General features: G+C 67.1%; 11 protein-coding genes. 9 read left to right on the top strand and 2 right to left on the bottom strand.

Annotation, left to right across the window (positions count from 1 at the left end; all coding sequences use genetic code 11):
- The first annotated feature begins 219 nt into the window (after nt 1-219).
- The 4 genes from ACQPXD_RS48765 (at nt 220) to ACQPXD_RS48750 (ending at nt 3900) form a co-directional block, all read left to right on the top strand.
- Nucleotides 220-1563, top strand: coding sequence for a sensor histidine kinase (locus ACQPXD_RS48765; protein ID WP_432830754.1), 1344 nt, complete (start codon nt 220-222; stop codon nt 1561-1563).
- Nucleotides 1533-2216 carry a response regulator gene (locus ACQPXD_RS48760; protein ID WP_432830752.1) on the top strand — a complete coding sequence of 228 codons (684 nt, stop codon included), beginning with the start codon at nt 1533-1535 and terminating at the stop codon, nt 2214-2216. The genes ACQPXD_RS48765 and ACQPXD_RS48760 overlap by 31 nt, the downstream gene beginning before the upstream one ends.
- Before the next feature lie 662 nt (nt 2217-2878).
- The gene (locus ACQPXD_RS48755; RefSeq protein ID WP_432830750.1) at nt 2879-3634 is read left to right on the top strand and encodes a TnsA-like heteromeric transposase endonuclease subunit; all 756 of its coding nucleotides are present in this window, start codon (nt 2879-2881) and stop codon (nt 3632-3634) included.
- Complete coding sequence (locus ACQPXD_RS48750; protein WP_432830749.1) at nt 3631-3900, top strand: hypothetical protein; 270 nt, start codon at nt 3631-3633, stop codon at nt 3898-3900. The genes ACQPXD_RS48755 and ACQPXD_RS48750 overlap by 4 nt, the downstream gene beginning before the upstream one ends.
- A gap of 102 nt (nt 3901-4002) precedes the next feature.
- Here ACQPXD_RS48750 and ACQPXD_RS48745 read toward each other — a convergent pair whose 3' ends face one another.
- Both ACQPXD_RS48745 and ACQPXD_RS48740 read right to left on the bottom strand, forming a co-directional pair.
- Nucleotides 4003-5679, bottom strand: coding sequence for an IS1634 family transposase (locus ACQPXD_RS48745; protein WP_432830747.1), 1677 nt, complete (start codon nt 5677-5679; stop codon nt 4003-4005).
- Between the two features lie 75 nt (nt 5680-5754).
- On the bottom strand, nt 5755-7026 hold the full coding sequence (locus ACQPXD_RS48740; protein ID WP_432830745.1) for an NACHT domain-containing protein: 1272 nt from the start codon (nt 7024-7026) through the stop codon (nt 5755-5757).
- A gap of 169 nt (nt 7027-7195) precedes the next feature.
- Between ACQPXD_RS48740 and ACQPXD_RS48735 the strand changes: the two genes are divergently transcribed.
- From ACQPXD_RS48735 to ACQPXD_RS48715, 5 genes are all read left to right on the top strand, one after another.
- The gene (locus tag ACQPXD_RS48735) at nt 7196-7507 is read left to right on the top strand and encodes a hypothetical protein (RefSeq protein ID WP_432844230.1); all 312 of its coding nucleotides are present in this window, start codon (nt 7196-7198) and stop codon (nt 7505-7507) included.
- Between the two features lie 34 nt (nt 7508-7541).
- A complete protein-coding gene (locus ACQPXD_RS48730; RefSeq protein ID WP_432830743.1) occupies nt 7542-7865 on the top strand; it encodes a hypothetical protein in 324 nt (107 codons plus the stop codon).
- 439 nt (nt 7866-8304) lie between these two features.
- Complete coding sequence (locus tag ACQPXD_RS48725; RefSeq protein WP_432830741.1) at nt 8305-8922, top strand: glycosyltransferase; 618 nt, start codon at nt 8305-8307, stop codon at nt 8920-8922.
- Nucleotides 8919-10409, top strand: coding sequence for a glycosyltransferase family 4 protein (locus ACQPXD_RS48720; RefSeq protein ID WP_432830739.1), 1491 nt, complete (start codon nt 8919-8921; stop codon nt 10407-10409). Before ACQPXD_RS48725 ends, ACQPXD_RS48720 begins: the two co-directional genes overlap by 4 nt.
- Nucleotides 10406-11170 (top strand): hypothetical protein, encoded by a 765-nt coding sequence (locus ACQPXD_RS48715; RefSeq protein WP_432830737.1) that lies wholly within the window; start codon nt 10406-10408, stop codon nt 11168-11170. The genes ACQPXD_RS48720 and ACQPXD_RS48715 overlap by 4 nt, the downstream gene beginning before the upstream one ends.
- Nucleotides 11171-11217 lie beyond the last annotated feature (47 nt).

Raw genomic sequence — 11217 nt, 5'->3', positions numbered from 1 at the left:
TTGTGGTACTCGCCAAGCCCGGCGGATCGGCCGGAACGGGCCGAACTACCGGCTCTCGCCGCCGCGGCCCGTGTCCGGGTTGCCTGCGAGTCCAGGCAACCATCCAGTTGGGGGAACATCACTACGTCCAGGTGCCGAAACGTAGGTATGGCCAGGCATACCTGCCGGGTATGGCCAGGCACAGGGACTGGAGCCGTAGCGCCGGTTACCGTATTGAGCGTGCGCACCGGGAAGCCGCAGACGGCCTTGGAAGCCCTGGCCTGGCGCCGGCTGCTGGTCAGTAGCTGGCCGTGGCGGTCGGCGGGCTACCTGCTCACCACGCTCCCCATGGCAGTTCCGGCCTTTACCGTGCTGGCGATTCCCTGGCTGGTCCTGCTGGCGCGATTGACCGCGGGCGGCCTGCAGGCCGGCGTGATCGTGTTTCTGATCCTGCTCGGGGCCGCGCTGATCAGCACACTCGGGCCGCTGATCGCGCCACCGCTGGCCGGGTTGGAGCGCAGGCGCATGCGTATCGTGGACAACCGCCCGGCCGTTGCTGGTCACCGGACCTTGGTGTCCCCTGGGCCGGTGGCGTGGCTGCGAGCTCACTACGCCGACCCGACCACCTGGCGCGAGGTCGGCTACGCCTGCCTGCTCGGCACCGTCGCGCCGGTCCTGTCGCTGTCCGCGCTGCTGTCCGCGCTGCTGGTCGGCATGTTCATCGCGAGCCCGTTCCTGGTAATGGCGCAACAGCCCGGTAGCAGCCCCGTAGCGCTCGGCGTCGGCACGGCGGCGACGCCCGTGCAGACGGTGCCGTACGTGATCGCTGGCGTCCTGCTGCTGCCGCTGATTCCGTACCTGCTGACGCTGCTTGCCGCAGGACACTCCACGGTGGCGCGTGCCTTGCTGCTGGACGGCTCCACCGAACAGTTGCGCGCCGAACTCGTTGAAGTGTCGCGTTCCCGGATCCGGCTGGTGGACGCCTTCGCGGCCGAGCGCCGCCGGATCGAACGCGACCTACACGACGGGGCCCAGCAGAAGCTGGTCAGCCTCACCCTGCGACTTGGGCTGGCCAGGCTCGACCTGCCGCCCGACTCGTCCGCCGCCCTCGGCGTCGCCACGGCGCACGAGCAGGCCAAGGCGCTGATGGCCGAACTGCGCCAGCTCATCCACGGCATCCAGCCGCAGATCCTGACCGACCTCGGTCTGCCCGCAGCCCTTGACGAACTCGCCGATCAGTGCCCCATCCCGGTGACCGTCGACGCCCACCTGCCCGGCAGACTGCCCGACCAGACGGAGAACACGGCGTACTTCGTTGCCGCCGAGGCCCTGACGAACATCGCGAAACACAGCGGGGCCACCAGCGCGGCCGTACGCGCACGCCAGCACGGCACCATGCTCACGGTCGAAATCAGCGACAACGGCCACGGCGGCGCTGACCCGAACCAAGGCACCGGACTGACCGGGCTGGCCGACCGGGTTGCGGTTGCCGGCGGCAGGATGCTGCTGTCCAGCCCGACCGGCGGGCCAACACACCTACGCGTGGAGCTCCCGTGCAACCACAACCAGCCCCCATCCGGGTAGTCATCGCCGAAGACGGAGCCCTGCTACGAGAAGGACTCGCCGGCCTGCTCGAACGCTTCGGCATGCACACCGCGGCCATCGTCGGCGACGCCGAGGCACTCAAGACCGCGGTAGCCGAGCACAACCCCGACCTGGTAATCACCGATATCCGGATGCCCCCCAGCTACACCGACGAAGGGTTGCGCGCCGCCGTGCAACTGCGCCGCGCCAACCCCAACCTTCCGATTGTCGCACTCAGCCAGTACGTCCAACACAGCTACGCCGCAGACCTGCTCGACTCCGGCAACGGTCGCGGCATCGGCTACTTACTCAAAGACCGGGTAGTCGACGTCGAGGACTTCGTCGACGCGCTGCGCCGGGTGGCCGCCGGCGCAACCGTCATCGACCCACAAGTCATCGCCCAACTGATGCGCCACCGCCGCGACCCGGTACCCACGCTGTCAACGCGCGAACGCGAAGTCCTCGCCCTCATCGCCCAGGGCTACTCCAACACGGCAATCGCCCGGCAACTCGTCATATCCGAGCCAGCTGTCGGCAAACACATCGGCAACATCTTCGCCAAACTCCATCTACCCCAGACCGACGACACCAACCGCCGCGTCCTGGCCGTCCTGGCCCACCTCAGAAGCGAGCACGGCGACACGCCTGGATAACCGCGATCTGGGTCCCGCCGACCAGACCGGCTGGCCCCGGCCAACCGGGAGAGCCTGAACCAGCACCCGGCCGAGACGCTGGCCGGTCGAACCCTCAACTCACCGCACGCACACGTCCACCCATAACCGGAACGCCACCTGCCCGCTGCGGTCACCCGCGCGAAGGCTCCCGCCTCCCAAGAGTCGCCGCCTCCAGACCGGCGATCAGCGCTGACATGACGGGCATCAGCCGCGGCGAGTCGCGCCCCCACCCCGACCGCGACTCCGCTCGACGCCGGCGACCCGTCACTTGCGCCGCAACTCGCGGTGGTAGCGGCCGGACCCCCAACCCGCAGTGCTTCCGCCAACCCCCTGGCAACGCTGCCGGCAACGCCCACACGTCAACCTGGCTCCCGGGTGCGCTTGTCCCGCAGCGCCGAAGAAATGGACACACCCGTGCGAGGAACCGGTGGGACAAAACGCTGAGAAAAGATCACGCAGCCGCTGGTCAGCGCGGTCAACCGGGACAACAGAAACGGGAACCTACATGAATTGTAGGTTCTCAAATAACATGGCCCATTCTCAAAAGAGATGTCCACGTTCTGTCCCAGGGGACATATCGATGAGAAGCTACTCCGGCGTGTCGTGATACCTGTCGATGGCTTGGCTGTCAGGATCGCGCTATGGCTGCGACCCGTTCGCTTGACGCTGAGCATATCGCGGTGCGGTACCGGTCGGGTACCGGCGCAGAGGTGGAGTCGACGCTCGATCGGGTGGTCGTGGACGAGGTAGCCGGCGGCGTTCCGGTGCGTGAGTTCCGTTGGTACAAAGGACGTCGGCACTATTCGGGCTGGCATTGGTCCTCGAAGATGCGGCGCATGGTGGTCTACGAGAGTCGCCTCAAACTGGCGCTGATCATGCTCGCGGACTTCGATCCGATGGTGGTCGCGATCGCCGCGCAACCGTTGCAGCTGAATGGTTTCGATGGCGCCCGTACCCGCCGGCACGTGCCGGATCTGTTGCTGGTTGACCGGATCGGCGGGGTCACTGTGGTTGACGTCAAGGCCCCGCATAAGCGGGATGATCCGCAGGTGCAGGCGTTGATGGCGTGGACTCGGGACGTGGTGGGCCTGCGGGGTTGGGGCTTCGAGGAGTGGTACGGGGCGCCGCGGCAGGTACTGGCCAATGTCGGCTTCCTTGCGGGCTATCGCCGGGACACGGTGGTGGATCAGAGCCTGGTCCCGCAAGTGTGTGCCGCGGTCGGTGCTGGCTCGACGATCGTAGACGTCGAACGTTCCCTGGCTGGCCGGGATGCGGCGATGGTGCGGCCGGTGGTGCTGCATCTGGTGTGGCGCGGCGTGTTGGTCACCGATCTGACGGTCCCGTTGGGTGGGCTGAGCGCGGTCCGGCCGAGCCGATCACCGGATGTGGCCGGATGACTGGCCAGTCGGTGTTGTTGCAGGTTGGCGCCCGGTTCGCGTTCGACGGTGAGGTCGTCGAGGTGATGCAGCTGGAAGGCGCCCGGGTCAGCGTGCGCGATGGGCGGGACCGGTGGCGCACGCTGGGCCTGTCCGGGTTTCTGGCGACGGCGACCGCTGCCGGTGAGCGGGTGCCGATGCCGGCGTTGGGTACTCGGCTGGCCGTGCTGAGCGCGGCGCAGCGTGCCGCGTTGACGCAGCGAGCGCAGCAGCCGTTCTCCGTCTAGCGGGAGTTTCCCCCTTTTCATGATCGACTCTTGTGTTTGTGCTGGTAGAAGTGTATTTGGTGAGGACCCTGGTGTATTACCCAAGCCGGGTGGCGGTGCTGGTCAGCGGTTTGGGGCGTAGCGCTGGAGTTCGAACAGGTCGAACAGGCGACGTTGGGTGTCGCTCATGTCGGTGAGCAGGCGCTGGGCGCGGGGTCGGCCTTTGCCGCCGTCGTGGTGCAGCAGTACGGTCTCGCCGATGCCTTCGAGGTGTTCCAGCAGTTCGCGGACAGATAGGTGGAGGCCGGTCTTGGCGGCGGTGCGGCGCATGAGGTGGGCCACGGCCAGGGCGAGTACGCAGGTGAACACGTGGACGCGGATCTTCTGGTCGGTCCAGTGGTGCATAGGGCTGAACGACACGACCTGCGGGTCCTTCAACTGCCGGAACCCGAACTCGGCGTCGGACTGGGAGCGGTAGGCGGCGACCACGTCGGCGACCGGCCAAGTGTCGCGGTTGGTGAACAGGATGCGCTTGCCGAACAGGCGGTCTTCCAGCTTGGCGCGGGCGCGGGTGTTGGTGCGCCAGGACAGCCGAAAGGTGGCCGGCTCCTCGCCGGTGGGGGTGACGTTGATGATCTGGTCGACCCAGCGGGGCTTGAGAATCGCGGCGATGTCGGCCTCGACCTTGCCGCGGGGGCGGCGGGTGTTGCCGCGGTGCAGCCGGGCCTGCAGCCCGGCCAGCTTCGCGCGGGCCTTGGCCAGGGTCTGGTCCAGGCCGCGGGACTGACCGGCGTGCAGCGTCGGTGAGTGGGTGAGCACGGCGCGGCGGGTCACGCCGAGCGCCGTGACCGTGGTGTCGACCGCGGTCAGGTCGGCGAACCGGTCGGCATCGACGGCCGCGTAACGGCTACGCGGGATGTCGAGGAGGTCGGGGTGGTCACTGGGCGGCAGCGACCCGACGAACCCGATCCCGGCGGCCTCGACCTGCTCATGGTTGTGGTGGGAGTTCTGCCCGGCGTCGTAGACCACGGTCAGCGACTCCACACCCTGGACCAGCAGCCGGTAGCGGGCGACCAACTCGTCCAGCACCGTGGAGAACTGGGTGACGTCGGGCCGGTCGCCGGGGTAGGTGTGCGAGACGATCGGGATGCCGCCGTCGCGGGTGACGACGAGGGCCAGGCCGACCAGCCGCAAATCGGTGCGTTTCTGTTTGGCCTTGCCCCGCTGCGCGATCGGCGCCCGGTCATTCGTCGAATCGATGTAGGTGGCGAAGTTGGTCATGTCCAGGGCGACACTGGCCAGGTCGAGCCCGTACCGGTCGATCATGCCGCCGTAGATCGACGTCTCGATGGCCCGCAGGTCATCCGCGCCGAGCAGGTCCATCGCGTCCCAGAACCGGCGGTGGTCCAGCGCCTGAGCATCCAGCTTCACCCACCGTGGTCCCGAGGTGGTGGCCCACCACTCGACGAAGGCCCGCTTCGAACACGGGTCGACCACCCGGTTGAGGGTGGCCAGGGCCAGGTAGGTGCCCACCGACGCGCCCGCGTGAACATGGCGGGGCACGACATCATCCACAAGCCCGACCGCGTCCAGGGCCTCCAGGATGGACCACACCGCGGCCACATCACCGAACCGCTTATGCTGGCTGCGCACCGGCTGACCGCCCGGACCGCCAGCCAGTCTGGCCATCACCTCCTCGGCGCTACCCAGGTACTGCTGCGAGACGATCCGAGGCTTGCCATCCACGCGGGCGGACTCGACCAGGTAATAGTAGGTCTGGTTCCCACGGCGCTTCCCCACGATCGACGGCATATATGGGTAATACAAGATCTTGGTACGACAGTCCAGCCCAACCCCCGATTCACGGCCTGTCGATCATGAAAAGGGGGAAACTCCCGCTAGTGCGACGACATCAAGAAGATCATGAGGTGCATCGGCCCTCAGCCATTGCCGGGCCTCCGCGAGAAGATCCGCATGAGGATCCTTCATGCGAGTGTCGCCGAGATGATTCAGGAGAATTGGAAATCTCTCGTCGATCTTTTGCTCGAACCAGGCCGCCAGCTCGGCACCGCGTTCTCCGTGTGACCTCAGTGCCCTCAGGAGCGGCTCAAGCGTCACGGTCCGTTGGCCGCGGCCACCGAGCAAGTGGGCCAAGTACTTCTCGTAGAGTAGGAAACGGCTGGTGGGCAAGCGAGATTCGTCTTCCTTCTCGAAGACCGCTGCCGCGATCGAGAGCAGGAGGGGAGAGCGCATCATCCGCGGGAGTGCACCCTCAGTCGCTTTTATCAAGAATCTGCGACACTTCTCCTGTGCGGCTTCGGGGGAGTTGGTGTTACTTGCGCGGAACCACTTGGTCGCGTACTCCTCTACTTGTGAATCTTTGAACGGTGGCACCTCGTATCTGGCAACGCCGGGCACGCGTAGCTTCGCCATCTCCCCGGCAGGTAAGGCGCGCGTGGTGATCAGGAGTCGATATGGCCCGTAGGGTGTGGAGAGTAGGTTGTTCAGTCGTTCGAGAACCCGTGACCGGTCCCCCGGATTGACGATCTCGTCGAGGCCGTCCAAGAGCACCAGCCACGCGGTGTAGCCCGGCGGCGGGTCGCCGAACAGGTTTCTGGCGTCCGTCTGGAACTGCTGTGCACAGGCATTTACAAGAGCCGACTCGATGGTCCTGCCAACCAGTTCGGTTGCCGGTAGGGCGATCGGGGCGAACGGCGCCACCTTCGCCTTGATGAACCAATCTCGGTCGTTCTTCAGCACGGCGTTGGTGGATTCGCTCGTGAGGGCGTTGACCACTGTGGACTTGCCACTTCCGGGGTCGCCAACGAGGACGACATGTCGGTCCGCCGCCAAAGTACACAGAACTCCGATGCGGCTTCCGGCATCGCCTGCCCTGGGTGGCACGGAAAGCGTCGGCGCCACGTACAAGTCCCTCAGAACCGGTAGATCGTTTGCAAACGTGTACGAGTGCGTGGCCGCCACGGCCTGCTCCTTCATGAGACGACGCAAAGCGTCATCCGATGACCGGCCACGGGCGGCGAGTTCGCTCCGCATCGACGCGCCGACGAGGGCGGCCAACGCAATCCAGACAGCGGTCGTTCTCACGGCTCCATGGATCTGGATCGTGTTGGTGGCGAGGTTGCTCACCAGCGACAGGCTGACCGAGACCGTTACTAATGTAATCGCCGACGGGCGCCGCATCCGCGTGATTCTGTCAGGTCGCTGAAACATCGGGAAGGCAGCACCTCACGTCGTCGTCATCGACGCCTGGTATGCCGGCAAGACCCACGACTTTGGCGGCAACGTCCAGGCGGTGATGCGCCCGGACGGGTTGCCGATCTGGGTGTCCGAGGTCGAGCCCGGCTCGCCGCAGGATCTGACGGTGGCTCGCGAGCACGCCCTCGGTGCCCGTTTACGCTGCGGCGGCGCGGGGGCTGCCGACTCTGGTCGACCACAACATGCTGCTGCGGTCCCTGCGCTGCCTCGGCGAACGCGGCCTCGCCCTGCTCGCACAACGCTGGCTCGCCCTGCAACACGTCACCGCCAGCCTGTCCAGAATCGGCGACCTCGCGAAAGCAGCGCTCGTGCTCACCCATTTCGAGCACCGCTACAGAGGTTGAACTGCTGAGATTTGAGTTGGTCCGAGGTTGCGCCTTCGTGTCATGCTGCCCGTCGTGACGGTAGGCGAGCCGGTCGTGATGCAGGTGTACTGTCGCGTTGAGGTCGTGGTCGATGATCCGGTCGCGGTCGCGGAACTGGCTGTGCGGCGGCTGCGGGATGCGGGCATCGACTGGTCGCGTGAGCAGGACACGGTTGAGGACGCTGCGGCCGAGCTGCGCGGGGATTTGGCGCAGGCGTTGGCCAGCGTGGTCGATCCAGAGCAGATGCTGACCGACATACCGGGTGTGGAGGTACGCCGTGTACGGTGGTGGGCCGAGCGCGGGGGTCCCTCGGCCCGGTTTGCGCCCGGCTTCGCGGCGGGGTAGCTGAAACAGGCGTGTGGCTGGTTACGGCGGCTGCGGGCCAAGGGTCAGGCCGGTCTGGGCGAGGAAGCCGTTGATGAAGGAAACCGGTCGGGCTGAATTGGTTGGCACGGATCGGAGTTATCTGGCGGATTGGGCCGGTGTCCGAAGCGGGGGGTGACGGCTTTCGCTCCATCAGCGAACGTCGTAGTTATGAGGGTTGTTCGCAATTGATACCCGGAATGTGCTCGACCGAGTAGGACCCCGTGCCGTCGAATAGCTGGTACCTGTGTGGGGCCTTCGGGTGACCACTTCGGCAGTCGGTCGTTTAGGGCTGTGGAACTGGCTGGATGCGAGCGTCGTCGAGCGTTCCAGGCGTTCCCGTCGTGAGCTCTGCCCCCGTAGTTTCGAACCCGGGTAGCGGTAGGTCCGGTTCGAAAGCGCCACGGGTGGAGTGCACAGGATGCGACAGATTCTCGACAGAAAATCGGCCGTTGAGGGTTACTTGTGGGACTTCCCGGCGCCGGCGCGAAATAGCGGCGTCGAGCTGATTCTGCCGCTGGTCAATCAGGAGACCGGCGTGCAGGCGGTGTTGACGGCGGCGGCCGAGGGGTTGGTGCGCTTGTCCACGCCAGGGGCGATCGCCGTCATCGATGGTGGCTCGAGCGACCGGACAGTGGAGGTTGTTGACGCGTTCGCTGAGTGCTCGCCCGTTCCGGTGCGGGTGGTGGGCAGTTCCCGGCCTGGCTGGGCGGCCGGTGCGTTGCGTGGGGTCGCCACGACGTCTGCTGCCTGGGTTGGACTCGGCGACCCGTGTTCGTTCGGCGGTCGCGGCCCGCTGCTGCTCGCGCATGCGGTGCGTCTGCTCGCCGATGGAATACATGTCGTCTCGGTTAGGTCGGGCGGGCGGCACTTCACGGCGATGGATAGCGGCATCGCCGCCATGATCGTCGGGGACGAGATGCCGGGCGGCCCCGACTTCGTCCCGAAGCCACGGGACACCGCGGGTTATGCCGGATTGCGGATGGCGGCGTACGGCACGGTCGCTCCCGAGCGCTCGGTGCGCGGGATGTGCGCATGACGACCCAGCGCCGCTATCGGTCACACGCCGGCGAACACGTGGTGTGGCTGAACTTCCGGGACTCCGCGCACCCGCTGGCGGGTGGGGCCGAGGTCTTCATGCATGCGGTGGCCCGGCGCCTCGTGCGCGAGGGGCAGCGCGTCACGGTCGTCACGGCACGGCCTCGCGGCATGAAGCGGACCGAGACGGTCGATGGCGTGACCGTGCGGCGCATGGGCAGCTCCTACACGGTCTACCTGTTGGCGCTGCTCTGGGTGTTGGTCCACCGCCGTCAGATCAATGCGATCGTCGACACGTGCAATGGCGTGCCGTTTTTCTCGCCGTTGGCGGTCGGCCGGCAGGTACCGGTCGTGGTTCTCATCCACCACGTGCATCAGACCATGTTTGCGCAACATCTTCCCCGCCCGGTTGCCTCCGTAGCCAGATGGGTCGAGCGGGTCGGCAACCGGAAGGTTTACGGCCGGCGGACGGTCGCGGTGGTCTCGCCGTCGTCGCGATCCGAGGTGCGTCGCGTGCTCGGCCTCGCCGGTCCGCTGTACGTCGCGACGAACGGGCAGGAGCCGATCGAGGTTGCCGGAGTGGACCGCAGCGTGAATCCACGCATTGTCGTTGTCGGTCGGCTGGTGCCGCACAAGCGATGGGAGCTGCTCGTCCGGGCGATGCCGCGGGTGGCGGAGATTCTTCCCCACGTCGAACTCCATCTCGTCGGTGACGGCCCCTGCCGTGCGCGGCTCGAGGCCCTAGTCGACGAGATCGGCCTGCGGGACCGGGTGTGGCTGCACGGCCGGCTTCCGGCGGAGGACCGGGACCGCCTGCTGGCGACGAGCTGGCTTACGGTGTGCACCTCAGAGGTTGAGGGCTGGGGGCTGGCGGTGACCGAGGCGATGAGCCTGGGCATCCCAGCCGTGGTGCTTGCGGCACCGGGCCTGCGGGACTCGGTGCGCAACCGTGTCTCGGGCTGGGTGGTGCCGGACCCGGGGCTGCTTGCTGCGCGGCTGACCGACGCGTTGATCGAGTTGGACGACCCGGCGGCGGCGCGGGACTGGGCACAGCGGTGCCGAGCCTGGTCGGCACGCTTCGCGTGGAACGCCACTGCCGACCGGATGGCGAGCCTGCTGATGCATGAGGACTGTCGGCGTATGAAGGCCGACCGCCGGGCGGTCTGCGATCTGGCAACGGTGGTCGAGATGCCAATCGAGCAGGCAATCTTGATCGACTACCGTGGGTTGCGCAGCGTGGACCAGATCGACTGGGAGGAGCCTGGTAGCGCGCCGGCCTCGGTCAGGCTCCTGCTCGCGGGCTTCGACGAGTGCGACGCCGCTGCCCTGCTGCACCGGTGCGGGCTCGACACGTCGTCCATCACCGCGCGGGTGGCGCGCCCGACGGACCTTGTCGGCTGGAAACGCACCGGCGGTCCACGCGCCTACGACCTGCAGGCGTACTTCCAGCAGTATGCCGCCGTGACCGGAATGCGGCGAGTGTCATGATCCGCAGGCTGGTCATTCTGGGCGGAAGCAGCTCGCTCGGTCTCGGTGTGCGTGGCCGGTCGTACGCGGTCCGGGTCGGGGAGCTGATCGGCGTCGACGTCGAGGTGCTCCAGCTGTCGCGCTCGGCGCAGACCATCGCCGACGTCGAGCCGGCGATGGTGGAACAGATACGCCGGTTCCGTCCGGACCTCGTCATCCTGTCCTTCGGGGCGGCCGAGGCGCACGTCCATCCCAGCCGCTGGCTGCAGGCGGTCCTGGACCGGTTCGCCCCCCGTAGCTGGCGAGGACCGGCCGGTATGGAACCGCGCCCGTACTTCTCGAGCCGCAGGTACCGGGCGCTGCGGCAGCGGATTGTGTCGGCGGCCAAGATCAGGCTCAAGCGGATCATCGTCGGGCTGACGGGCGGGTTCCACCGCCTCTCGTCCGAGGAGTTCGACCGCTGCCTGCGCGAGCTGCTAGACCGGCTCGGGCCGGTGCCGAAGGTCCTGGTCGGCCTGTGGAGCATCGACGACTACATGTTTCCACGGTCGAACCCGGTGCTGAGCCGCAACGACACGCTTCTGCAGCTGATCGCGCGGGACCGGGAGGACGTGATCTTCGTGCCGACCCGCGATGCGGTCGAGTACTGGAGCCACTTCCTGCTCGACCACGCGCACCTCAACGACCGCGGTCACGACGTCGTGGCCCGGCTCATCATGACCGGCATCGAGCCGGCTCTCACCCATCAGAAGGCAGACACCGGTGCACACCACCCTTCATGATCCTGCCCGACGTTCGGCGGTGGTCGCCCGGCGGCGGTCCGCTCCAT

Origin of the sequence: Dactylosporangium sp. CA-092794 (genome assembly GCF_050948465.1) — a bacterium.
Taxonomy (GTDB): Bacteria; Actinomycetota; Actinomycetes; order Mycobacteriales; family Micromonosporaceae; genus Dactylosporangium.
The sequence above is the reverse complement of the archived record's forward strand: the minus strand, read 5'-3'. Positions and strand labels throughout refer to the sequence as shown.

Bases quoted from the DNA above. Each gene is read 5' to 3' on its own strand.
- ACQPXD_RS48755 (WP_432830750.1), top strand. From the start codon at position 2,879: ATGGCTGCGACCCGTTCGCTTGACGCTGAGCATATCGCGGTGCGGTAC.
- ACQPXD_RS48750 (WP_432830749.1), top strand. From the start codon at position 3,631: ATGACTGGCCAGTCGGTGTTGTTGCAGGTTGGCGCCCGGTTCGCGTTC.
- ACQPXD_RS48735 (WP_432844230.1), top strand. From the start codon at position 7,196: ATGCGCCCGGACGGGTTGCCGATCTGGGTGTCCGAGGTCGAGCCCGGC.
- ACQPXD_RS48730 (WP_432830743.1), top strand. From the start codon at position 7,542: ATGCTGCCCGTCGTGACGGTAGGCGAGCCGGTCGTGATGCAGGTGTAC.
- ACQPXD_RS48725 (WP_432830741.1), top strand. From the start codon at position 8,305: ATGCGACAGATTCTCGACAGAAAATCGGCCGTTGAGGGTTACTTGTGG.
- ACQPXD_RS48720 (WP_432830739.1), top strand. From the start codon at position 8,919: ATGACGACCCAGCGCCGCTATCGGTCACACGCCGGCGAACACGTGGTG.
- ACQPXD_RS48715 (WP_432830737.1), top strand. From the start codon at position 10,406: ATGATCCGCAGGCTGGTCATTCTGGGCGGAAGCAGCTCGCTCGGTCTC.